Genomic DNA, 21,654 nt, shown 5'->3' with positions numbered 1-21,654 from the left:
CTTCAAAACACCGTGAATCAGGTGGGCTCTGTGAACGCCTGTTGCTTGAACCGCAGCAGGGGTGACAGCAAATAGGTCATGACACTGCGCTGTGCCAGCACCACATCGGCGCGGGCGGTCATGCCGGGCAAGATGGCCAGCGAGGCCATGCGTTGCGAAGGGGTGTCGGTCTGGATCAGCACGCGGTAATAACGCTGGCCGGATTCGTCGGGCAAGGTGTCGGCGCTGACTTCGACCAGACGGCCGTTCAGTGCGCCGTAGATGGCGTAGTCGTAGGCGCCGATCATCACGCGAGTGCTCAGGCCCGGGCGCAGCGAGGCGCGGTCGTTGGGGCGCACACGCGCTTCCACCGCCACAGGGCCTTGGTTGGGGGTGATCTCGAGCAGCACTTCGCCGGGCTTGACGACGCCGCCCATGGTGTTGAAGTTCAGGCGGTTAATGTAGCCACTGGTGGGGGCGCGGACTTCGGTGCGGTCCAGGCGGTCGGTGTCGCCGTCGACAGCCAGGCTGAGCTTGGCCAACTCGGCACTGACCTGTGTCAACTCGGTTCGCGCTTCGGCGCGGAAGCGGGCCGACGACTCTTCAAGCCGGGCGGACAACTCGGACACGGCCGCTTGCAGGCGCGGCAAGGAGGCCTGAATGTCGTTGAGCGTGGTGGTCAGTCGCTGGGTGCGGCTTTGCGATTCGAGCAACTCCATCTGCGACGCCGCACCTTTCTTGGCCAGCACGTCCATCAGGGTGGACTGTTTGCGGGCCAGGTCCAGCTCGACCTGGGTGCTCACGATGCGGCTGCGCGCTTCGCTGAGTTCGGCCTGGCGCTGGGTGTGCTGCTGGCTGATGACGGCGCGCTCCGAGCGCACGCGGGCCAGCCGCTCTTTGAAAGCATTGCGCGCTTCGCGCTGGATGTCTTCGGGGATGTCGGGCGCGAATTGCGGCTCGGTCTGGCCCTGGGCTTCGGCCGTGAGGCGGGCTTGCTGCGCCATGAGGGCGTGCAGCCGCGATCGGCCTTGCTGCACCGAGGTATTGGCTTGCACATCCGACAGGCGCATGAGCACATCGCCAGCAGACACGACCTGGCCTTCGCGCACCAGGATTTGCTGCACGATGCCGCCTTCGAGGTGCTGCACGATCTGGGCGCGGCCTGCCGCGATGATGCGGCCTTCGGCTCGGACGATCTGGTCCACAGGCGAGACCATGGCCCAGACCATGGCACTGCACACCAGCAAAGCCAAAGCGAGCAGCAATCGCTGATCTACCGTCAAGGTCTTGGGTTTCATGGTGTCCACCGCAACAAGACCTTGGTGTTGTCAGCACCTGCCTGGGTGCTTTCGTGGATCTTCAGGTCGATGGCGGTGCTGGGCGCACCGTTTTCCAGCAAGGCGTTGCGCACGGCATTGGCACGGTAAAAAGACAGGCGGGCCGCCTCGGAAAAGCCTTTGGGCGAGATGACGGTGATTTGCCAGCGGCCCTGTTGCAAAGGGCTGACTTTTTTGAGCTTGCCCATCAACTCATTGACTTCGGCCGCAGACAGGGTGACCACATCGGGGCTGAAAACCACCACGATGGCCGATTGCGTCAGGCTTTGCAGTTTGTTGGCTTGTTTGGGTTCGGTGGGCTTGTTGTCTTTGGCATGAACCACCTCTTCGCGCACGTCTTGCGTCTGAGCCAGTTTGCGCTGGGTTTCGTCGAGCTTCTTTTGGGTCACCTCGAGCTTGGCCTGCACCTCGTTGATGGTTTGCTGCATGCGGCTGACGGTTTCGTCCTTGCTTTGGGCATTGGCGTCTTTTTGCTGCTCGCCTTTTTGCTTGTCTTGCGTGTGCGAGGCCGAAGTGGCGGTTTGCTGTGACTGCGCTTCTTCAATGGCCTTCTTTTTGGTCATTTGCGCCAGTTGCAAGGTGGCGCCGAGCACCACGATGCTCATCACGGCAATGACGAACAGCAGGTTGATGGCCAGGTTGGTGACGGCGTCGACGTAGCCGGGCCAGAAGATGTCAGAGGCTTCGCCGGAATCGGAGGTTGCTGCCATGGTGGCTTTTCTGTCGTGTTGTGTTGGCTGGGCGATCAGGGCTGCAGTTCGCGCAGCTGACCCGTGCGCTGCAGGATCTGGGCATGCGCCTTGATGTTTTGGCCGATGGATTGCGCCAAACGTTGACGGGCCTGAAAGTAGCGCTCGCTCGCGTCCAGTGCGTCCAGCAAAGAGCCCAAGCGGCCAATGCGCAGCTGCTCGGCCACCGCTTCGACCACGGTGCTGGCGGAGGCTTGTTCCAACCGGGCGGTTTGCATGCGCAGCGTGGCCGACTGCATCAGGGCGTTGTCGCCCTCGAGTGCTTGCGCCAAGCGCTGGCTTTCGTCGGTGAGCTTGGCCTCACGGGCACGCAGTTCGGCACGGGCCTGCTCGGCCTGGTACCACTCCTTGCCACCGAGCGATGTGGCCCAGTTGACGACCAGCAAAGCACGGGTGTCGGTGTGTGGGCCGTTGGTGCCTTGCACGTTTTTGCTCACATCGCGCTCCAGACTCAGGCCGACCACCGGCATGTATCGGGACATCTCGGCCTTGATGCGCGATTGCTGCGCTTCGACATCGCTTTTGAGGGCCAGGATTTCGGGGTTTTGGGCCATGGCCAAGGCCTGCAGCTGCGCCGAGCTCTCAGGGATAGCCGGGAAACGCGCGGTGTCGGGCAAGCGAATGGCCTGCGGCGTGAGGCTGGTCAGGCGCGTCAACTCCAGGGTGGCGTTGCGGTAATTGGCCTGCTGCTCGATGCGGGTCTGGCGGGCGTTCAAGACGCGGGTGCGGGCACGCTCCAGGTCAGAGGGGCTGGCCGCGCCCACACTGACACGGGTTTCGAGGTAGGTCAGGATGTTTTGCAGCTGCGCGAGCTGGATGCTGGAAAAGTCCAGCACCAAGCGGGCAGTGGCCACGTCGACCGTGGCACGCAACACCGACATGACCACGTTGTCGTAGGCCGCCTGCAAACGGTATTGGGCCGAAGCTTCGGCCTGGCGACTGCCTTGGAACTCGTTGAACAAGATGGCGTTGATCAGCGACTGTGTCAGGCGGATCGCGTTTTGGCTGTAGGTGTGTTTGTCTGCGGCTTCGCCGACGTTGCGCGATTTTTCGGGACCCGTGGCGCGGCGCAGCGACAAGCTGGGCAACAAGTCGGCCCGCGCCACTTTGCGGCCCGCTTCGACCGTGGCCAGTTGTGCGCGCACTTGCTGCAGCTGGGGGCTGATCTCGAGCGCTTTTTCGATGAACTCGGACAAGGCCGTGCCAGTGACTGGCGGTGTGGTGGCGCTGGCATCGGCATCGCCAATTTCAAAGGCGGGCAAGGCCAGCACATCGGCCTGGGTCAGGTCAACAAAGCGCAGCGGCTTTTGCCCGGCACCCGCCGTTTGCGCCTGAGCGCCCTGCACTGCGATGAGCACGGCCAGCCAAACGGTCCATTGAGAGGCTTTGTGCGTGGCTTGGAGAAGACGGCGAAAGCGTTCAGAACGACTGTTTGCGAATTTCATTTTTGGCAATTTTTAAACTTATTGCCTCAATTTTCTCGCATGCCAGACAAGAACTGTCTTAAATGTTCTTAGGTTTCGATTCTGGTTTCTTAATTAGTTTTAAAGAAATGAAACCTTGACCCTTTTGCTGCCCATTCGCTCTGAAAAGCAGGTGAAGAGCACTGCAAAACTGATGATCAAATTGCCAAAAACAAAACCCCGCATCGGATTGTTCTGATGCGGGGTTTGCTGTTTGGCGGAAACGGAGGGATTCGAACCCTCGATGAGGCTCTACACCCCATACTCCCTTAGCAGGGGAGCACCTTCGGCCACTCGGTCACGTTTCCAGTGGGTCAAATTATAACTTAGGCTTGATCCAGATCGAAGGCTTTGTGCAGTGCGCGCACGGCCAATTCCATGTATTTTTCATCGATCACGACCGAGGTCTTGATTTCGGATGTGGAGATCATCTGGATGTTGATGCCCTCTTCGCTCAGGCTGCGGAACATCTTGCTGGCCACGCCCACATGGCTGCGCATGCCAATGCCGACGATGGACACTTTGCAGATCTTGGCGTCGCCCGCAACTTCAGCCGCGCCAAGCGCAGGCAGCACTTTTTCCTTGAGCAGGTCGATGGTCTTGGCGTAGTCGTTGCGGTGAACGGTGAAGCTGAAGTCGGTCTTGCCGTCTTTGCTCAGGTTCTGGATGATCACGTCCACTTCGATGTTGGCATCGGCCACAGCGCCCAGGATTTGATAGGCAATGCCGGGCTTGTCGGGCACGCCCAACACGGAGATTTTGGCTTCGTCGCGGTTGAATGCGATGCCGGAAACTACGGCTTGTTCCATTTGTTCGTCTTCCTCAAAAGTGATCAGGGTGCCGGATGCGGCTTCTTCGTTGATGTCGATGTCCCAGGGCGTGAAGCTCGACAGCACACGCATGGGCACTTTGTATTTGCCTGCAAATTCGACCGAGCGGATTTGCAAAACCTTGGAGCCGAGCGATGCCATCTCGAGCATCTCTTCAAAACTCACGGTGTGCAGACGCCGGGCTTCGGGCACCACGCGGGGGTCGGTGGTGTAGACGCCGTCCACATCGGTGTAGATCAGGCATTCGTCGGCCTTGAGGGCTGCAGCCACAGCCACGGCCGAGGTGTCCGAGCCGCCACGGCCCAAGGTGGTGATGTTGTCGTTCTCGTCCACGCCCTGAAAGCCGGTGATGATCACGACCTTGCCTGCGTTCAGGTCGCCACGCACGCGCACGTCGTCGATCGATTCGATGCGGGCTTTGGTGAAGGCGCTGTTGGTCTTGATGGGCACTTGCCAGCCCGCGTAGCTGACCGAAGGCTGGCCTTCGGCTTGCAGCGCAATGGCCAACAAGGCCGACGAAGCCTGCTCGCCCGTGGAGGCTAGCATGTCGAGTTCGCGGTGGTAGTCCGTGCCGGGTTTGGCAGGGGCCAACTCTTTGGCCAAGCCGAGCAGGCGGTTGGTTTCGCCGCTCATGGCGCTGGGGACCACCACAATCTGGTGGCCAGCACGCGTCCATTTGGCCACGCGCTTGGCGACATTGCGGATGCGCTCGGTCGAGCCCATCGAGGTGCCGCCGTATTTGTGAACGATCAAAGCCATGTGTAGTTCTGAAAAGAAGGAGAAAGCAGGCGCTGGTTTCAGGAAATGAAGTCAAGACAGCACTGCCCACGTCAAAAGGGGTTGAGGCCCTAGCAAAGCCTGTCAATTGTACCAACCGGGCTGACGCCTCCATGACCCGACAAACCGCCCTGCTCATGCCCACGATCCGCTCATCCATGGCAGCCGAAGGCATGGGCCCCCGATCGAGTCAGGGGCGACAAAGCAAACCTGTCATACCCGCGCACTCGGGTATCCAGGCCCGCCGAAGGCTCGCACATCAAGCCAAATAAGACAAACAGACCCCAGCCCGAACCACAAAGCCCTGCCCCACTTTCAGATGCAAGCGGTGCCCCCGGGTGATGCAGGCTGCCACCTGGTCCAGCAGTTCATGCAGCTGCGCGGTGCTGGGCGTGGTGGCATGGTGTTGCCGCAGCCAGTGGCGCAGCACCAGCGCTTGGCGGGCGCGGCTGAGCTGTTGCAACGCCTGGATGCGCGGCGGCACGCCCACCTGCGCCAGGTCTTGCGCCGCCACTTCGTTCAACACCTCTTGCGCCTGCGCGGCATGGGCGGCGCTGCGGGCGAAGGTTTCGCGAAAAGCGGGCAAGGCCTCGGCCAGCGCGGGCAAGACGCGGGCGCGGATACGGTTACGGGTGAACTTCTCGTCGGCGTTGCTGGGGTCGTCGACCCAGCTTTGCCCCTGGCTGTGAAGCCATTCGCGCAATGCGGCGCCCGGCACAGCCAAGCAGGGGCGGTGCCAGTTCAGGCCCTGCCGCTGCCAATGCGCGGGCATGCTGGCCAGACCGGGCAGGCCTGCGCCGCGCAACAAAGCGATCAGCAAGGTTTCCACTTGGTCGTCGGCGTGCTGGGCCAGGGCCACATCGCGCACCTCGGGCCACTCGCTGTGCACCGCTTCGGCCAGCGCGGCATAACGGGCTTGGCGGGCGGCGTCTTCGGGGCTTTGGCCGGGCACGGGGCCCGCTTGCACGCGCCGCACCGCCAGTGGCACCCCAAGCGCCAGACACAGCGCACGGCAATGCGCCTCAAAACCATCGGCAGCGGCTTGCAAGCCGTGGTGAATGTGTACCGCCCTCACCTGCTCGGGCCAGCGCCGTGCGCAGGCCACAAGCAATGCGGTCGAGTCGGCGCCACCGCTGAGCGCCACGGCAAAAGGAAGGCCCGGGCTGAAATCAGTCAGGGCCTGTTCAAAGGTGTGCGCCATGTGTGAAGCCTGACGGCTCACCTGCGGTTTTATTTGCCCGCTTTGGTGTCGGTGAAGCGGCCGTAGCTGTTCAGGCGCTCGTAGCGGCGCTCCAGCAACTCTTTGGGCTTGAGGTCGGCCACCTGACGCCAGGCGTCGCCCAAGGCGCGCTTGAGGAAGGACACCATTTGCTCAGGGTCCCGGTGGGCACCGCCCACGGGTTCGTTGACGATTTTGTCGACCAGGTTCAAGGCCTTGAGGCGATGCGCCGTGATGCCCAGGGCATCGGCAGCCACTTCGGCCTTGTCGCTGGTTTTCCACAAAATGGAAGCGCAACCTTCGGGGCTGATGACGGAATACACCGAGTACTGCAGCATCAACACCTGATCGGCCACCGAAATGGCCAATGCGCCGCCGGAGCCGCCTTCGCCAATGATGGTGGTGATGATCGGCACTTCGAGCTGGGCCATCTCGAAAATGTTGCGGCCAATGGCTTCGGACTGGCCGCGCTCTTCGGCGTCGATGCCGGGGTAGGCGCCGGGCGTGTCCACAAAAGTGAAGACGGGCAGCTTGAACTTTTCGGCGGTTTTCATGAGGCGCAGCGCTTTGCGGTAGCCCTCGGGCTTGCTCATGCCGAAGTTGCGCAGCGTGCGCTCTTTGGTGTCGCGCCCTTTTTGCTGGCCCAACACCATGCAGGCCTGGCCATTGAAACGGGCCAAGCCGCCCACGATCGACAAATCGTCGGCAAAGTGGCGGTCACCGTGCATCTCGACAAAGTCGGTGAAGATGCCGTTGATGTAGTCCAGCGTGTAGGGGCGCTCGGGGTGACGGGCGATTTTGGTGATCTGCCAGGGGGTCAGATCGCTGTAGATGTCTTTGGTCAGTTGCTGGCTTTTCTTGCTCAGCTGGTCGATTTCGAGGGTGATGTCCACCGCCGACTCGGTCTGCACGTAACGCAACTCTTCGATCTTGGCTTCGAGTTCGGCAACGGGTTGCTCAAAGTCGAGAAATGTCTTTTTGGCCAAGTTGGGCTCCTCTGTTCTGTTTCCGGCTGGACGCGCTGTCCAGCCCTTCAATACGCCACGGGCACGGGGTCCAGCGAGCGCCAAATATACCAAGTCGCCACCGTGGCGTAGGGGCTCCAGGCCTGGGCCACTTCACGGGCATCGCTGCGGCTGACCGGCTCGCCCGAAAAGTAGTTGCGGCTGATGCCGTTGATCAAGCCCACATCGTCCAGCGGCAGCACATTCGGCCGCATGAGGTGGAAGATCAGGAACATCTCGGCCGTCCAGCGGCCAATGCCCCGGATCGCCACCAACTCGTCGATGATGGCCTCGTCGTCCATCTCTTGCCAGGCCTTGACGTGCACCGTGCCCGAGCTGAAATGCATGGCCAAATCGACCAGGTATTCGACCTTGCGGGCCGACAAACCGGCCGCCCGCATGTCGTCGACCTTGAGCTTGAGCACGGCAGCCGGGGTGAGCCGTTTGGGGAGCACCGAAAAGCGGTCCCAAACCGACTGTGCCGCCTTCACGGAGATTTGCTGGCCCACGATGGACCGCGCCAAAGTGACAAAAGCATCGCCCCGCGTCTCCAGAATGGCGTTGCCAAACTGGGGGATGAGTTTTTTCATGACCCGGTCTTTTTTGGCCAGGTGCGCACAGGCCTCGGCCCAATAAGCGGGGGTGACGGGTGTCACCGCGGGTGTGGCTGCGCTCACTGAGCCGCCTCCCAGGTGGTGCCAGCCGCAGAATCCTTGAGCACAATGCCTTGCGCCAGCAAATCGTTGCGGATGCGGTCGGCTTCGGCAAAGTTTTTGGCTTTTTTGGCGTCGGCCCGGGCCTGGATCTGCGCCTGAATGGCCGCTTCATCCAGCCCTGCACCCGCCTGCAGGTAAACCGTGGGGTCGGTTTGCAGCAAACCGAGCAAGCCGCCCAGGCTTTTCAGCAAGCCGGCACGCTCGGCCGAGCCGCTGCGGTTGACTTCACCCGCCAGCTCGAACAGCACAGCCACCGCCTCGGGCGTGCCAAAGTCTTCGTCCATGGCGGCTTTGAAGCGAGCGGCCAAGGGGTCGGCCCAGTCGATTTTCACGACGGCTGGCGGCACAGCCTGCAGCGCGGTGTACAGGCGCTTCAAAGCGCCTTTGGCGTCATTCAGGTGCACGTCGCTGTAATTGAGCGAGCTGCGGTAATGGCTGCGCACGATGAAAAACCGCACCGTCTCGGCATCAAACTCTTTGAGCACATCGCGGATGGTGAAGAAATTGCCCAGGCTCTTGGACATCTTTTCGTTGTCCACATTGATGAAGCCGTTGTGCATCCAATAACGCGCCAGGGGCTGGCCGTTGGCACCTTCGCTTTGGGCGATCTCGTTTTCGTGGTGCGGAAACTGCAGGTCCGCGCCGCCGCCGTGGATGTCAAAGGTCTGGCCCAGCAGTTCGCAGGCCATGGCCGAGCACTCGATGTGCCAGCCAGGGCGGCCCGTGCCGAAGGGGCTGGCCCATTTGACGTCTTCCGGCTCGGTGGGTTTGGCGCTCTTCCAGAGTACAAAGTCCAGCGGGTCTTGCTTGTCCGTCTCTACCGCCACGCGCTCGCCAGCATTGAGCTCATCGAGCGACTTGCCGGACAACTTGCCGTAACCCGCAAATTTGCGCACCGAATAATTCACGTCGCCATTGCCCGCTCGGTAAGCCAGGCCTTTTTGCTCCAGCGTGCCGATCATGCTGAGCATCTGCGGCACGTAGTCGGTGGCACGGGGCTCGTGCTGAGGGCGTTCGATGCCCAGGGCGTCGGCGTCCTGGTGCAGCGCCTCGATCATGCGGTCGGTCAAGCCGCGGATGGTTTCGCCGTTTTCCAGGGCGCGTTTGATGATCTTGTCGTCGATGTCGGTGACGTTGCGGACATAGGTGACCCGGTAGCCACTGGCCTTGAGCCAACGCTGCACCACATCGAACGCGATCATCGAGCGGGCGTGGCCCAGATGGCACAGGTCGTACACCGTCATGCCGCAAACATACATGCGCACATGACCGGGCTCGGCCGGAGAAAACTCGGAGACAGCACGGCTCAGCGTGTTGAAGATGCGCAGACTCATGTCAGATCAAAGATTTTTTTATTACAACCACCCACACGACAGTGTCCGGCATCGGCATCTGATCGGCTCAGGGAAATTCAGGAAACTCAACACAAAGAAACAAGGCCCAAAGCCCCGCTTCCCGGCTGGGCAACAGCCCCCGCCAACGGCCTGATGACCGCGTGCCCTCCGCTACAATGACCCTTCAGTATATCCCCGACGGGGGCCCTGCTCCCAGTTTCTGGCAGCCCGAATTCAACACTTTTGGCGCGCATGCAAGCTCTACTTTCGTTCGTATTGACCAGTCTTTTGCTGCTGTCCAGCGTGAGCGCCCAAGCGGACGTTTACCAGGATGTGAACCGACTGATCGGGGCGACCGAATGGTCCAAAGCCCAAGCGCAAGCGCAGGAACACCTCAAGACCCGCCCCACCGACCCGCAAATGCGCCTCTTGCTCAGCCGCATTCAAGACGGTCAGGGCCAGACCGCCGAGGCGATGGAAACCCTGCAGGCCTTGACCCAGTCCTTCCCCGAACTGCCCGAACCGCACAACAACCTGGCCGCCCTGCTGGCCCGCCAAAACCGCTATGCCGAGGCGCTGGCCCAGTTGCAAGACGCTGTGCGCGCACGGCCCGATTACGGCACGGCCCTGGAAAATCTGGGCGATGTCTACATTGCTCTGGCCATTGAGGCTTACCAAAAAGCCAGCCGGGCACCGGCCCCGCAGCCGCGCGTGACCAGCAAACGCCAGGCGGCCGAACAACTGCTCAAGTCGTCGGCGCCTTGAGGCCACCACCGACGCGCCATCCCGCACGCCACCTGCCGCCTCACCTTGCACCCATTGGAAGAACACCATGCGACGTTCCCGCTTTTTGACCTCGTTGGCCCTGACACTGGCTCTGGCGTTGCCCATGGCCAGCCAGGCCCAGACCTCCGGCGTGAGCAAGGTGCGCATCAGCACCTCGATAGGAGACATCGAAGCCGAGCTCTACGCTGACAAAGCCCCCAAAACCGTGGCCAACTTTTTGCAGTATGTGAACGACAAGCACTATGATGGCACGATTTTTCACCGGGTGATTGCAGGCTTCATGGTGCAAGGCGGCGGCTATGACGCGCAATACAAAGAGAAGAAAACCCGCGCACCCGTGCCGCACGAAGGCCGCCAGGCCCTGGCCGCTGGCCTGAAAAACACCACCGGCACGCTGGCCATGGCCCGCACCAACGACCCGCAATCGGCCACCGCGCAGTTCTTCATCAACGTGGTGGACAACGCTTTTCTGGACCCGACCCCGATCCCCGACGGTGACCCGGTGGCCAAATTTCAATACCAGGGCCGCGTTTACGAGAACGTGGCCCGCGCCCAACTGCTGAACGCCCCCCAGCTGTTCGGCTACACCGTTTTTGGCAAAGTCACGTCCGGCATGGACGTGGTCCAAAAAATCCGCAACACGCCTACGGGCGCTGGCGGCCCCTTCCCGACCGATGTGCCCCGCACGCCAGTCGTCATCCAATCCATCACTTTGTTGAAGTAACACCATGAGCAACCCACAAGTCGAACTGCACATCACCGGCTACGGCGTCATCACCCTCGAACTGGATGCTGAAAAAGCCCCCAAGTCGACCGAAAACTTTCTGGCCTATGTGAACAAGGGCCACTACAACAACACGATTTTTCACCGCGTCATCCCCGGCTTCATGATCCAGGGCGGCGGCTTCGAGCCCGGCATGAGCCAAAAGCCCACCGACGCGGCCATCGAGAACGAAGCCAACAACGGCCTGAAAAACGACGAATACACCGTGGCCATGGCCCGCACTTCGGCGCCCCACTCGGCCACAGCGCAGTTCTTCATCAACGTCGCGAAAAACGACTTCCTGAACCACACCGCACCTTCCATGCAAGGCTGGGGCTATGCCGTGTTCGGCAAAGTGGTCAAGGGCACCGAAGTGGTCGACCAGATCAAAGGCGTGAAAACCGGCAACCGCGGCGGCCACGGTGACGTGCCCAAAGAGGACGTCGTGATCGAAAAAGCCGTCGCACTGTGATGGGCTGAGCCGTGTCGGACCCGCGCACCACCCGGCCGAACATCGGCTTGCTGACCGCGCCAGCGACATGGCAAACCGTGGACCTGATCTCGGACCTGCACCTGCAGGCCTCCGAGACCGCCACCTTTGAAGCCTGGCGCGACTACATGGCCCGCACGCCTGCCGATGCGGTGCTGATTCTGGGGGACTTGTTTGAAGTCTGGGTGGGCGACGATGCCGCTGCACTCGACCCCTTTTTGCAAGCGTGTGCCGAGGTGTTGCGCCAAACAGCACAACGCGCCCATGTCGGCTTCATGCCCGGCAACCGCGATTTTCTCGTGGGACCGGATTACCTGGGCCGCTGTGGCGTTCAGCCCCTGACAGACCCGACTTTGCTCGCGCTGGGTACCCAGCGCATTTTGCTCACCCACGGCGATGCGCTTTGTCTCGACGACAAACCTTACCAGGCCTTCCGACTGCAGGCGCGCAGCCCCGACTGGCAGCAGGCGTTTTTGGCCAAGCCTTTGGAAGAGCGTCAGGCGTTTGCCCGCAGTTTGCGTGCGCTCAGCGAGTCGCAAAAGCACGAGGGCATGACCTTTGCCGACGCAGACCCGGAGATGAGCCAGTTCTGGCTGGCCCAAGCCCAAGCGGATCGGCTGATTCACGGCCACACCCACCGCCCTGCTGACCATGTGCTGGGCACCGCCCAACGGCATGTGCTGAGCGACTGGTCGCTGGACCACGCCCCTGTGCGGGCGCAGGTGTTCAGGCTGCAGCGCGCCGGCGGTTCACAGCGGATCGATTGGCTTTAAACGGCCTTCTTTTCAAGACCCGTGCCGATCAAAAAACGGCCGATCGAAAGCGGCCGTTTTGCATGTAACGGCGGGAAAGACCCATCAGCCGCGCAGCAGGTTCTTCAAGACGTTTTGCAGGCGGCGTGCCGTGGCCTCTTCGTGCGGGCCGGACAGCACCTGCGCCACATCCTGAGCCCAGGTTTCGCGGGGGCCAGGCTGGTTGCGCTGGGTCAGCAGCTGCAATTGCAAAGCGCGGCGCTCGTTCAAGCTGTCGGCCGGGGTTGGCACTTCGGCCGCCATTTCCAGACGCAACAAAGCCGTGGCAGCGGGCACCTTGGTGGGTGCGCTGACGGCTTGCGCCCATGCCTGACGGGTCGCGGCGTTGATGGCGCGGCCCAATTCCTGTGCGCTGGGCAATGCTTCGGCCTGGCGCTCTTGCCAGGCGCTCATCAAGCGGGTCAGGGTTTCGCCGTGCGCTTGCGCGGCCAGTTTGCGCAGCGACATTTCGGCACGCTCCATGGCTTCGCGCTGAGCACGGAAAGCGGCATCGCCCAGACGCGGACCGCGGTCCTCGCGGAAATCACGGCTTTCGCCACGACCACCGCGGTCGCCAAAGCGCTCACCGCCACGCTCACCTGGGCGACCAGGGCCTCGGTCAGCCCCGGGACGCGCACCGCGCTCGCCGGGTCGGCCATCGCGGCGGCCATCGCGTCCGTCGCGACCTGCAACGGCTTCTGTTTTCTTTTGGCCGGGGCGGTCATCGCCCCGCACCGCCACAACAGGCTTGGCGGGTTTGGGCGGGGCCACAGGCGCAGCAGGGGCTTCACCCTCGGCAACAGCCGCGCCCTCGCCCGGCTCAGCAGCCGATGCGGCTTCATCAGCGAGCAGGTCTGAAGCAGCAGGCGCAGGCGAAGAGGCTGGGTCAACAGCGGGTGCTGCGCTGGTTGCCGCAGTTTTGGCAGCCTGTGCTTCCTGCGCCTGGCCACGCAAGGCGGCATCGAGCGCAGCCATGGCCGCGCGGATCTTGCTGGCATCGCCACCGGCATTGGCTTCGTCCAGGGCTTTGGATGCGTCGATCACGGCGCGGTCACGGGCGGTCAAGGGGGCGGCCGAGGCGTGGCGCTCGGTGCCTTTGCGCTGGAAAGCTTCGTCCAGCGGCGCACGGAACACTTCCCAGAGTTTTTGTTCGGTCTTGCGGTCTAACGGGACCGATTGGGCTTCGACTTGCCAGCGCTGCTGCAAGGCCTTGACGGCGTCCACACGCAAAGCGGGCGCAGCGCCCAGCTCGCGGGCTTCGTTGATCAGGGCCTGGCGGCGTTCGACGCTGGCTTTTTGGGCGGCTTCGAGGCGGGCGGCAGCGGCTTTGAAAATCGCCTTCCACTGCGACTGCATTTCGCCAAAGGCTTTTTCACTGAGGTGGCCCGCATTGCGCCAGCGGTCGGCAAACTGGTGCAGGGCACGCAACTGGGCACGCCAGTCTTCGCTTTCGGCGTTGGCCGCCGTCCAGGCTTTGACTTCGTCCATCAGGGCCACGCGTTGGGCGCGGTGGTCGGCGGACTCTTTTTTCATTTGCTCCAGCCAAGCCAGCACGGTTTTGTAGGCTTCGTTGCAAGCGGCATCGAAACGCTTCCACAGCGCATGGTTGGGCAAGCCGCCTTGGTCGGTTTGCTTCCAGCTGTCGCGCAATTGGCGCAGCTTGTCCTGCATTTTGCGGCCGCCCACGGTGGGGGCCTTGTCGGCGTCCAGCAGGCCTTCAGCCTGGGCCACCAGGGTCTGGCGCACCTGATCGGCCAGCCAGCGCTGCCAGCCTTCGGCGTCACCCGCTGCGGTCAAGGCCTTGTGCACCCGCTCGTCCAAGCTGGTGTCCAGGTTCCTGCCGTGGGTTTTGAGGGCCGCACGCAAAGCGTTGACCCCCTCGGGCAAGGGGGCGCCCTCGCTCTCGGTGATCTGTTTTTCAAGCGCTTCCAGCACGTCGGTCACGGCCTTGAGGGCCTGCTCGCGCAGGGCCTGGCGCTGGGCCGCGTCCATTTTGGGTTTGGCAGGCTTGGGCTCTTTGGCGGCATCGCCAGGCGCAGGCATTGCGGCGGGGGACTGAACGTCCGCCACGACCTCGCCGCGCAAACGGCGGATTTCATCGGCCCACACGGGCACCGAGGGCAAGGCGGCGGTGGCATCGGCCTGGGCTTGCTGGGCCAGCGCCAAGGCGGCAGAAAAACCTTGCCAGACGGCCTGCAGCTGGCTCTGCGCGGCATCGAGCTGGGCCGGGAACTTCAAATCCACGCTGGGCCAGACGGGGTTGGTGCTGAGCTGCCCAGCTTGGGCTTGCCACTGGGCCACATCGGCCTGCACCCCGGCCAAACCGGCTTGGGCCTCGGCCATGGGCTTGGTCGAGAGCACTTCGATGCGCTGCGCCAGCAAGACGGCGGCTTCGCGCTGCACCATCACCTGGTGCTGCAGGTCTTCCACGCCTTTGACCACTTCGGCCAAACGCAGCTTCAAACTGGCCAAGGGCTCGCGCGAGAGGGGTGCGCCCGCTTTGGCAGCGTCGCGCTGCCAGGCCATGGCGTCGCCAATGTTCAGGCGCGGGGCTTGCAGCATCTGCTCTGCTTTGTGCGCCCAGTCGCTGGCCAACGCGTCCTGACCATGCTGGCGCTTGAGCTCGTCGAGCTTTTCCTTCAGGAGCTTGGCCGCGCCTTTGTCGCGCGAGGCCATCTCGCGGTAGACCTCGGCCAGGGCGTCGGCAGCGGGTTCGGTCGAGAGCCATTCGCGCAGACGGGCGCTGCGCTCGCCTGAAGTGGCGGCATGGAAAGCCCCCCCGGTCAAGGAGTCCAGCGCGGCGAGGTCAAGAGGCTTTGAAGATGAAGTCACGGTAAAAACTTTAAAACACGGTCCATGCCAAATACGGCATCAGCATCGGGCCGGGCGCTACCCACAAAGTGGGCAGCGGGCCGGACGACAACCCCGTATTTTCGCCGGTATTTGGGCCGCCCCGGCCCTCTGAGCGCAATCCACGGCAATCTCCTGTGATTTCGACCGCACAAGCGGCTCTATATAATCAAATGAAATAAATTTAATTTTTGATAGTGTTGACTTGATATTAAATATTCCTAGAATTCGCCCATCCCAAGATTAGGGATAACCCGATACCGCTGCCACCTTTGGCCGGTTCTGCTGGTGCACCCCGGTGCGCTGCAGGCCCCGTCCCCCACACCACCCACCCGCGCAGGCTGACATCCGTCACCCGCGTTGGCTACGAGAGGAAGTGCTATGACAGCGTCATTGAACATGTCTCGCCTCGGTCTGTGTCTGCAGACCTGGGCCGCCGATGTCCGAGAAGGTTTTATCGAAATCACCCGCCACAGCCTGGCCCTGTTCGGCCTGGTGGTCGTGATCGTGAGTCTGGGCTTTTTGGCCCGCCCCAGCCTGCAAACAGCGGCCAGCGAAATGTTGCTGGGCTGGCTGCAAATCCGCCAAACCGAGGCGGTGGAAGCCCCTGTGGCCAGCAACGCAGCGACCCGCTCGACCACGCAAATCCTGAGCGACCTGACGCCCGACCAAGCAGCCGTGACCCGTTGGCTCAGCCGCAAGTACCGCGTCTCGAGTGAGCCTTTGGGGGCCATGGTGGCCGAGGCCTGGAGCTTGGGCGAGCGCAGCCAGCTGCCCCCCAGCCTGATCCTGGCCATCATGGCGATCGAGTCCCGTTTCAATCCTTTTGCCTCGGGCAGCCAAGGCAATGTCGGCTTGATGCAGCTGGAAATCAAGGCCCACGCCGAGGCCCTGGGCCAATTCGGCGGCCCCTTGTCGGCTTTTGACCCGCTGACCAATGTGCGTGTGGGCGTCCGGCATTTGCAAAGCCTGCTGCAACAAACCAGCAGCCTGGAGGAAGCCCTGGCGCTTTATGGCGCGTCTTCCGGTCAGGCCATGGAAAGCCAATACGTCGACCGCGTCTTGGCCGAGCAAAAGCAGCTGGAAAAAGTCACTGAAAAACAAAACACCGCCGCTCTGGTGGCCAAGACCCCTGCGGCACGGTTGTGAGCAGGGGCTGACCCGAGCCGAAAGGCTGCAGCGCTCGGCTACACTAACGAAGTGCGCGACTGGCGATAGGAGCCCCCTCTTTTCAAAGAACAGGCGGGAACACTCTGACGTGGAGCGCGGTGGCCGTGGGGCCACCCCAGAACCACTGGGAAGCGCACAGCCCGGAACTGGCCATGGAACCCAGACACGGGTTATCCGCCGTTCGCCTGGGCAGCCCTTGTCGGGAACTTGTCACAAGTGCCTGCCAAGGTTCCATCATCTGAAGGACTGCCATGTACCACCGCAACATTCTGATTGAACAAACCGACCCCGAGATCTTTGCCGCGATCCAGGCCGAGACCGCCCGTCAAGAACACCACATCGAGCTGATCGCCAGCGAAAACTACGCCTCGCCCGCCGTCATGGCCGCCCAAGGCAGCCAGCTGACCAACAAATACGCCGAAGGCTACCCCGGCAAGCGCTACTACGGTGGCTGCGAGCACGTGGACGTGGCCGAGCAACTGGCCATCGACCGCATCAAGCAAATTTTTGGCGCCGAAGCTGCCAACGTGCAGCCGCACTGCGGCGCGTCGGCCAACGAAGCGGTGTTTTTGGCTTTCCTGAAACCCGGCGACACCATCATGGGCATGAGCCTGGCCGAAGGCGGTCACCTGACCCACGGCATGCCGCTGAACATGTCGGGCAAGTGGTTCAACGTGGTGAGCTATGGCCTCGACAAGAACGAAGCCATCGACTACGACGCGATGGAAGCCAAAGCCCGCGAAACCAAACCCAAGCTGATCATCGCTGGCGCCTCGGCTTATAGCCTGCACATCGACTGGGCCCGCTTTGCCAAAGTGGCCAAAGAAGTGGGTGCGATTTTCATGGTCGACATGGCCCACTACGCCGGCCTGATCGCCGCGGGCGTTTACCCCAACCCGGTGCCACACGCCGACGTGGTGACTTCAACCACCCACAAAAGCCTGCGCGGCCCGCGTGGCGGCATCATCCTGATGAAGGCCGAGCACGAAAAAGCCATCAACAGCGCCATCTTCCCCGGCCTGCAAGGCGGCCCGCTGATGCACGTCATCGCGGCCAAGGCCGTGGCTTTCAAGGAAGCGCTGCAGCCTGAGTTCAAAGCCTACCAGCAACAAGTCGTCAAGAACGCCCAGATCGTGGCCGAGGTACTGACCCAGCGCGGCCTGCGCATCGTGAGCGGCGGCACCCAAAGCCACGTCATGCTGGTGGACCTGCGCGCCAAAGGCATCACGGGCAAAGTGGCCGAGGCTGCTTTGGGCAGCGCCCACATGACGATCAACAAGAACGCCATCCCGAACGACCCCGAAAAACCGTTCGTGACCAGCGGCGTGCGCATCGGCACCCCGGCCATGACCACCCGAGGCTTCAAGGACGAAGAAGCCCGCGCCACCGCCCACCTGATTGCGGACGTGCTGGACAACCCGCTGGACGAAGCCAACCTGGCCACGGTGCGGGCCAAGGTGCACGCGCTGACCAGCCGCTTCCCGGTCTACGGCTGATCGGCCCGCGCGATGAAATGCCCGTTTTGCGCTCACCTCGAAACCCAGGTGGTCGAGACCCGTCTGGCCGAGGACGGGGATTTCATCCGGCGTCGCCGTCAATGTGGGGCGTGTGAAAAGCGCTTCACCACCTACGAAAAGCCGGAAGTCAACTTTCCGGCCATCGTCAAGAAAGACGGCCGACGCATCGACTACCAACGCGAGAAACTGCGCGCCAGCCTGAACCTGGCCCTGCGCAAACGCCCCGTGAGCACCGAGCAGGTGGACGGCGCGATTGAGCGCATCGAGGAAAAGCTGCTGAATTTGGGCATCCGCGAAGTGGCCTCGCACCGCATTGGCGAGCTGGTCATGCGCGAGTTGAAAAAGCTCGACAAAGTGGCTTATGTGCGCTTTGCCAGTGTGTACCGCAACTTCGAAGACATCGACGATTTCAAAACCTTGGTGGACGAAGTCCAAAGCTGATCCCGCCAGCGCCCGCGCCCGGGCCGCCAGGCTCATGGACAGGGCTGCGGTGTGTATTTTTCAATGCGGGGCTTGCCCAAAGCGTTGCTCACCACCTGCCAACCTTGGGGCAATCCGGCCTTGCAAAAGCGCCATGTCCCGGCCATGAAGGCCCCATTGGCACTCATGCTGCGTCCCTCGGGCCCATACGAAAAGTAAGTTTTCACGGTACTGGTCACTCCCAGACTCATCCCTGCAAGCAGAGCCTCATGCGACTCGATCAGCGCCTCACCGGCATCCATCAAGCCGTTGTCGTTCCCATCCACAAACACCAGCCAGCCCTGCTGCCATTGGCCATCGGCGTCACAGCCACCCCCTGGGGCTTGAGCGCAAAGGCTGATGCGTTGCTGTCGGCGCAAGGCCTCTGAGCGCGCCAGCACCAGGCTGTCCAGAAATCCCTCGGCCTGCGCCTGCAACTGGTGCCTGGCGCGCAGGTCCGACATGGCGGGCGCGGCCATGCCCACCAGAATGCCCAGCAAAGCCAACACCACCAAGGCCTCCAGCAAGGTAAAGCCCCGCGCTTGAACGCTGGGCAGAGTCGGAGGTGGGCTTGAGGATGGATGGCACATGGTTGGGCGCACGGGTGAATGCACTGTACAAGATGAATGCATAAGGCCACAATAAAAAGCCAACAACAGGAGAGCGCACATGTCCACAGCCGCCAGGGGCACCTGCCCGCCGAAACGGCATCCAAGCAAGCGCAACAGTGGCTGGACCTTGGCCGAGCTGTTGATCGTGGTGGCCCTGATGGGCCTGCTCGCAGCCTTGGCCGTGCCCACCTACCAACAGCAGCAGCGACAGGCTCGTCGCAGCGACGGACAAGCGGCGCTACTTCAGCTTCAAATCGACCAGGCCCGCTGGCGCAGCACCCATGACAGCCACGCAGACAACTTGAGCGCGCTGGGCTGGGCCAGTGACCAGTCGCCTCAAGGGCATTACCAGATCCGCCTGATCGAGGCCACCCCTGACGGCTATTCAGCGCAAGCCATCGCCTTGAACAAGCAAGTCGCAGACCGTGACTGCTCGCCTTTGAACCTGCGTTGGCAAGCCAGCGCCACCGCCGTGTTTGGCGCAGGTGAACACCTGGACAGCGACCCCCATCGCTGCTGGCACCGCTGACGCCATGACCGCTGAACACATGGGCTGCAGAGGCGAACGCGGCGAAACCCTGATGGGCCTGCTGGTGGGCTTGTCGGTCGGTTTGGTCGTGCTGGCCGCAGGCAGCGCCTTGCTGGCCAACCACCTGCGCGGCCACCGCATGGCCTTGCAAAACAGCCACCTGCACCACGACCTGCGCTCGGCCATGGACTGGATGGCACGGGAACTGCGCAAAGCCCAATACAGCGCCAGCGCCTGGGAAACCCGCTCACCCAAAGTGTGCGAAGACGCGTTTTGCGATGGCCCGGAAGACTTCAGCATCGAAGGCCACAGGATCGAGTTCAGCCACGACCGCAACCACAACGGCGAGCAGGACAAGAACGAATGCATGGGTTTTCGTCTGACCGGCAAAGTGCTGCACGCCAAGAGATCGTGCAGCGCCAGCGGCGACTGGCTGGCCATCACTGACAGCGCCAACCTGCAGATCACCGATTTGCGCTGGCAGCTGCACTGCGAGCAGCACCAAGGCTGGCTGCGCCGCCGCGTCGAGATGGCCTTGACCGCGCAATGGCCCACCGACGCCTCGCGGCAGGTCAGTCTGTCGCACACCGTGCATTTGCGCAACGACTTGCCGGCGAGCTACCAAGCGCTGTTTTGCCCATGAACCGCCATCGCGACTTGCACCCACAGCGCGGTGCCATCACGCTGCTGGTGGCCATCGGTCTGGTGATCCTGGCCAGCCTGACCAGTTTTTACAGCGCGCGCAGCGTGTTGATGGACCAAATGGCCAGCCAAAACCATGCCCGAGCCAAGCAATCACAGCTGGCGGCCGAAGCGGCTTTGGCCAGCGCGCAGGCCGTGCTGAGTGCCACCCCCACGCAGGACCTGATGAACAGCCCAACCCACTGCCCTGCAGGCTTGAGCGGCCGGCAGTGGCAATGCAGCCCCTTGGCGCTGCCGCCGCACCCGGCTCTGCCCCAAGCGCAGCTGAGCGCCATCGCTGTGCGCGACCTGCTCCTATCGCCGCATGTGATCACGCTGCACGCCAGCGCCCGCCACAGCGGGCAACAGAGCCAGGCGCTGGTGCGGGAAAGCGTGTTCGCCCCCACCGTCGCCCCGGCACCCAGTCTGGCAGCGCCCGCTGCACTCGTGCTCAATGGCTGCGTCAGTGAAGCCGCGGCGGCCCATCTGCGGGTTTGCCCGCTGACCAGCCAAGGCCCAACCTGCGCCAGCAGCGCCAAAGGCCCTGCAGTGCTCACGCATTGGGTGGCGGACACCAACCGCAACGGCAGCATTTCCACTGCGGAGAAAAATGCCTGCCTGGCCCTGAGCGCCAGCAGCTTGCCCGGTGGAGGCAGCAAAACCGGCCCCAGCTCGGCCAGCGTGCGCAGTCCGTGCACACGCGCTGCCTGGCGAAGTGTGTTGGGCGACATCACCGATGCACAGCTGCAAGCTTGGTCGAGCGCCCAAGAGCGCAACGGCCTGACCGCGCAAAGCACCCCACCGCGCACGATTTACTGGATCGACAGCCCCGCCGACTGGCAGGGCAACGTGGGCAGCACGGATCACCCGGCCCTGCTGGTGTTTTCAGCCAAAGCCTGTGCCCAGCGCTGCCCGCGCATCGGCGCTGGCGTGCGCATCCACGGCAGCGTCTTGATCGATTCGGGCTGCAACGACGACAAGATGCGGGGCTGGCAAGCTGGCACCATCGAAGGCCAGCTGGTCGTGGAGTCCGGCTTGCCCGAATGGCGATCGGGCACGGTGCTGGCGCAAGCCGATGGGCGCAATGCCTACATCCTCAACTGGCCGCAGGGCATCGATGCCACACGCCTGCAACGCATCCACGGCAGCTGGAGTGAGGGCGCGCCATGACTCGCACAAGGCCAACCCAGCAAGGCATGGCGCTGATCGAGGCCCTGATCGCCTCGGCGGTTTTGGGCATTGGCCTGGTGGGGGCTACGCAGCTCACCCTCAAGACCCTGAACACCGCCAGCGAAAGCCGCCAGCACACGGTGGCCCAACACCTGGCGCAAGAGGCCATGGATTGCCTGCACGCCCAAGCCAGGACGGGCATCACTTGGTGCCCGCCACAGACCAGCGTACAGGTGCAGGGCGTTCGCTACCAGCGTGAAGCACGCAGCACACCCCGAGGCGATGGGACGCTGCACGACCTGCACGTGCGGGTGCAATGGGCCGCCGCAGACAATTTCATCGACTGGCACAGCAGCGTCTCGGCTGTGCCTGGCTGGCTTGGCGTATCCTCCCCCTAGTCCGTGTACGCTTTGGCTTGCACCTTCTGAA

At 62.8% G+C, this 21,654-nt stretch carries 21 protein-coding genes, 1 tRNA gene and 1 riboswitch; of the genes, 11 read left to right on the top strand and 11 right to left on the bottom strand.

Features of this window, described 5'->3' with window-relative positions; all coding sequences use genetic code 11:
• Positions 1-17 precede the first annotated feature (17 nt).
• From B9Z34_RS00530 to cysS, 9 genes are all read right to left on the bottom strand, one after another.
• Positions 18-1,277, bottom strand: a complete 1,260-nt coding sequence (locus B9Z34_RS00530) for an HlyD family type I secretion periplasmic adaptor subunit (RefSeq protein ID WP_108426149.1) — start codon at positions 1,275-1,277, stop codon at positions 18-20.
• Entirely contained in the window at positions 1,274-2,026 is a 753-nt protein-coding gene (locus B9Z34_RS00525) for a hypothetical protein (protein ID WP_108426148.1), read from the bottom strand. Before B9Z34_RS00525 ends, B9Z34_RS00530 begins: the two co-directional genes overlap by 4 nt.
• A gap of 35 nt (positions 2,027-2,061) precedes the next feature.
• A complete protein-coding gene (locus B9Z34_RS00520; RefSeq protein WP_108426147.1) occupies positions 2,062-3,510 on the bottom strand; it encodes a TolC family protein in 1,449 nt (482 codons plus the stop codon).
• A 233-nt stretch (positions 3,511-3,743) separates the two neighbouring features.
• Positions 3,744-3,836: transfer RNA gene (locus B9Z34_RS00515), tRNA-Ser, on the bottom strand.
• A gap of 18 nt (positions 3,837-3,854) precedes the next feature.
• Positions 3,855-5,117: an aspartate kinase gene (locus B9Z34_RS00510; RefSeq protein WP_108426146.1), complete on the bottom strand. Its 1,263-nt coding sequence runs from the start codon at positions 5,115-5,117 to the stop codon at positions 3,855-3,857.
• 277 nt (positions 5,118-5,394) lie between these two features.
• The gene (gene tilS / locus B9Z34_RS00505; RefSeq protein ID WP_108426145.1) at positions 5,395-6,336 is read right to left on the bottom strand and encodes a tRNA lysidine(34) synthetase TilS; all 942 of its coding nucleotides are present in this window, start codon (positions 6,334-6,336) and stop codon (positions 5,395-5,397) included.
• A gap of 29 nt (positions 6,337-6,365) precedes the next feature.
• The gene (locus B9Z34_RS00500; RefSeq protein WP_108426830.1) at positions 6,366-7,340 is read right to left on the bottom strand and encodes an acetyl-CoA carboxylase carboxyltransferase subunit alpha; all 975 of its coding nucleotides are present in this window, start codon (positions 7,338-7,340) and stop codon (positions 6,366-6,368) included.
• Positions 7,341-7,387: 47 nt separating this feature from the next.
• Positions 7,388-8,035 (bottom strand): DNA-3-methyladenine glycosylase, encoded by a 648-nt coding sequence (locus B9Z34_RS00495; RefSeq protein WP_108426144.1) that lies wholly within the window; start codon positions 8,033-8,035, stop codon positions 7,388-7,390.
• Positions 8,032-9,408 carry a cysteine--tRNA ligase gene (gene cysS, locus B9Z34_RS00490; protein ID WP_108426143.1) on the bottom strand — a complete coding sequence of 459 codons (1,377 nt, stop codon included), beginning with the start codon at positions 9,406-9,408 and terminating at the stop codon, positions 8,032-8,034. Before cysS ends, B9Z34_RS00495 begins: the two co-directional genes overlap by 4 nt.
• A 252-nt stretch (positions 9,409-9,660) precedes the next feature.
• Here cysS and B9Z34_RS00485 point away from each other — a divergent pair, with 252 nt between their 5' ends.
• The 4 genes from B9Z34_RS00485 (at position 9,661) to B9Z34_RS00470 (ending at position 12,220) form a co-directional block, all read left to right on the top strand.
• Positions 9,661-10,173, top strand: coding sequence for a tetratricopeptide repeat protein (locus B9Z34_RS00485; RefSeq protein ID WP_108426142.1), 513 nt, complete (start codon positions 9,661-9,663; stop codon positions 10,171-10,173).
• A gap of 67 nt (positions 10,174-10,240) precedes the next feature.
• Positions 10,241-10,918 carry a peptidylprolyl isomerase gene (locus B9Z34_RS00480; RefSeq protein WP_108426141.1) on the top strand — a complete coding sequence of 226 codons (678 nt, stop codon included), beginning with the start codon at positions 10,241-10,243 and terminating at the stop codon, positions 10,916-10,918.
• Between the two features lie 4 nt (positions 10,919-10,922).
• Positions 10,923-11,429, top strand: a complete 507-nt coding sequence (locus tag B9Z34_RS00475; protein WP_108426140.1) for a peptidylprolyl isomerase — start codon at positions 10,923-10,925, stop codon at positions 11,427-11,429.
• An 11-nt stretch (positions 11,430-11,440) separates the two neighbouring features.
• Positions 11,441-12,220 (top strand): UDP-2,3-diacylglucosamine diphosphatase, encoded by a 780-nt coding sequence (locus tag B9Z34_RS00470; protein WP_108426139.1) that lies wholly within the window; start codon positions 11,441-11,443, stop codon positions 12,218-12,220.
• Positions 12,221-12,304: 84 nt separating this feature from the next.
• Here B9Z34_RS00470 and B9Z34_RS00465 read toward each other — a convergent pair whose 3' ends face one another.
• Positions 12,305-15,070, bottom strand: coding sequence for a DUF349 domain-containing protein (locus B9Z34_RS00465; RefSeq protein ID WP_233249359.1), 2,766 nt, complete (start codon positions 15,068-15,070; stop codon positions 12,305-12,307).
• Between the two features lie 399 nt (positions 15,071-15,469).
• On the opposite strand from B9Z34_RS00465, the gene B9Z34_RS00460 reads away from it, so the two are divergent.
• From B9Z34_RS00460 to nrdR, 3 genes are all read left to right on the top strand, one after another.
• Positions 15,470-16,237 (top strand): transglycosylase SLT domain-containing protein, encoded by a 768-nt coding sequence (locus tag B9Z34_RS00460; RefSeq protein WP_108426137.1) that lies wholly within the window; start codon positions 15,470-15,472, stop codon positions 16,235-16,237.
• A gap of 45 nt (positions 16,238-16,282) precedes the next feature.
• A riboswitch (ZMP/ZTP riboswitch) is annotated at positions 16,283-16,456 on the top strand.
• A 53-nt stretch (positions 16,457-16,509) separates the two neighbouring features.
• Complete coding sequence (glyA, locus tag B9Z34_RS00455; protein ID WP_108426136.1) at positions 16,510-17,754, top strand: serine hydroxymethyltransferase; 1,245 nt, start codon at positions 16,510-16,512, stop codon at positions 17,752-17,754.
• A 12-nt stretch (positions 17,755-17,766) separates the two neighbouring features.
• The gene (gene nrdR / locus B9Z34_RS00450; protein ID WP_108426135.1) at positions 17,767-18,216 is read left to right on the top strand and encodes a transcriptional regulator NrdR; all 450 of its coding nucleotides are present in this window, start codon (positions 17,767-17,769) and stop codon (positions 18,214-18,216) included.
• A gap of 32 nt (positions 18,217-18,248) precedes the next feature.
• Here nrdR and B9Z34_RS00445 read toward each other — a convergent pair whose 3' ends face one another.
• Positions 18,249-18,824, bottom strand: coding sequence for a GspH/FimT family pseudopilin (locus B9Z34_RS00445; protein WP_233249358.1), 576 nt, complete (start codon positions 18,822-18,824; stop codon positions 18,249-18,251).
• Positions 18,825-18,903: 79 nt separating this feature from the next.
• Here B9Z34_RS00445 and B9Z34_RS00440 point away from each other — a divergent pair, with 79 nt between their 5' ends.
• Genes B9Z34_RS00440 through B9Z34_RS00425 form a run of 4 tightly spaced genes read left to right on the top strand, consistent with a single transcriptional unit; the run spans position 18,904 to position 21,623 of the window.
• Positions 18,904-19,374 carry a type IV pilin protein gene (locus B9Z34_RS00440; protein WP_108426133.1) on the top strand — a complete coding sequence of 157 codons (471 nt, stop codon included), beginning with the start codon at positions 18,904-18,906 and terminating at the stop codon, positions 19,372-19,374.
• Positions 19,375-19,378: 4 nt separating this feature from the next.
• The gene (locus tag B9Z34_RS00435; RefSeq protein WP_233249357.1) at positions 19,379-20,017 is read left to right on the top strand and encodes a PilW family protein; all 639 of its coding nucleotides are present in this window, start codon (positions 19,379-19,381) and stop codon (positions 20,015-20,017) included.
• On the top strand, positions 20,014-21,225 hold the full coding sequence (locus B9Z34_RS00430; protein ID WP_108426132.1) for a hypothetical protein: 1,212 nt from the start codon (positions 20,014-20,016) through the stop codon (positions 21,223-21,225). Before B9Z34_RS00435 ends, B9Z34_RS00430 begins: the two co-directional genes overlap by 4 nt.
• Positions 21,222-21,623: a prepilin-type N-terminal cleavage/methylation domain-containing protein gene (locus B9Z34_RS00425; RefSeq protein WP_108426131.1), complete on the top strand. Its 402-nt coding sequence runs from the start codon at positions 21,222-21,224 to the stop codon at positions 21,621-21,623. Before B9Z34_RS00430 ends, B9Z34_RS00425 begins: the two co-directional genes overlap by 4 nt.
• Positions 21,624-21,654 lie beyond the last annotated feature (31 nt).

The sequence above is a fragment of the Limnohabitans sp. Hippo3 genome, assembly GCF_003063665.1.
In the GTDB taxonomy this organism is placed as follows: Bacteria; Pseudomonadota; Gammaproteobacteria; order Burkholderiales; family Burkholderiaceae_C; genus Limnohabitans_A.
Note: the sequence above shows the minus strand (reverse complement) of the source record. Positions and strands in the feature narration are given on the sequence as shown.

Excerpts from the sequence above, each read along its gene's own strand:
- B9Z34_RS00530 (WP_108426149.1), bottom strand. The coding sequence starts at position 1,277 with ATGAAACCCAAGACCTTGACGGTAGATCAGCGATTGCTGCTCGCTTTG.
- B9Z34_RS00525 (WP_108426148.1), bottom strand. The coding sequence starts at position 2,026 with ATGGCAGCAACCTCCGATTCCGGCGAAGCCTCTGACATCTTCTGGCCC.
- B9Z34_RS00520 (WP_108426147.1), bottom strand. The coding sequence starts at position 3,510 with ATGAAATTCGCAAACAGTCGTTCTGAACGCTTTCGCCGTCTTCTCCAA.
- B9Z34_RS00510 (WP_108426146.1), bottom strand. The coding sequence starts at position 5,117 with ATGGCTTTGATCGTTCACAAATACGGCGGCACCTCGATGGGCTCGACC.
- tilS (WP_108426145.1), bottom strand. The coding sequence starts at position 6,336 with ATGGCGCACACCTTTGAACAGGCCCTGACTGATTTCAGCCCGGGCCTT.
- cysS (WP_108426143.1), bottom strand. The coding sequence starts at position 9,408 with ATGAGTCTGCGCATCTTCAACACGCTGAGCCGTGCTGTCTCCGAGTTT.
- B9Z34_RS00485 (WP_108426142.1), top strand. The coding sequence starts at position 9,661 with ATGCAAGCTCTACTTTCGTTCGTATTGACCAGTCTTTTGCTGCTGTCC.
- B9Z34_RS00480 (WP_108426141.1), top strand. The coding sequence starts at position 10,241 with ATGCGACGTTCCCGCTTTTTGACCTCGTTGGCCCTGACACTGGCTCTG.
- B9Z34_RS00475 (WP_108426140.1), top strand. The coding sequence starts at position 10,923 with ATGAGCAACCCACAAGTCGAACTGCACATCACCGGCTACGGCGTCATC.
- B9Z34_RS00460 (WP_108426137.1), top strand. The coding sequence starts at position 15,470 with ATGACAGCGTCATTGAACATGTCTCGCCTCGGTCTGTGTCTGCAGACC.
- glyA (WP_108426136.1), top strand. The coding sequence starts at position 16,510 with ATGTACCACCGCAACATTCTGATTGAACAAACCGACCCCGAGATCTTT.
- nrdR (WP_108426135.1), top strand. The coding sequence starts at position 17,767 with ATGAAATGCCCGTTTTGCGCTCACCTCGAAACCCAGGTGGTCGAGACC.
- B9Z34_RS00445 (WP_233249358.1), bottom strand. The coding sequence starts at position 18,824 with ATGTGCCATCCATCCTCAAGCCCACCTCCGACTCTGCCCAGCGTTCAA.
- B9Z34_RS00440 (WP_108426133.1), top strand. The coding sequence starts at position 18,904 with ATGTCCACAGCCGCCAGGGGCACCTGCCCGCCGAAACGGCATCCAAGC.
- B9Z34_RS00435 (WP_233249357.1), top strand. The coding sequence starts at position 19,379 with ATGACCGCTGAACACATGGGCTGCAGAGGCGAACGCGGCGAAACCCTG.
- B9Z34_RS00430 (WP_108426132.1), top strand. The coding sequence starts at position 20,014 with ATGAACCGCCATCGCGACTTGCACCCACAGCGCGGTGCCATCACGCTG.
- B9Z34_RS00425 (WP_108426131.1), top strand. The coding sequence starts at position 21,222 with ATGACTCGCACAAGGCCAACCCAGCAAGGCATGGCGCTGATCGAGGCC.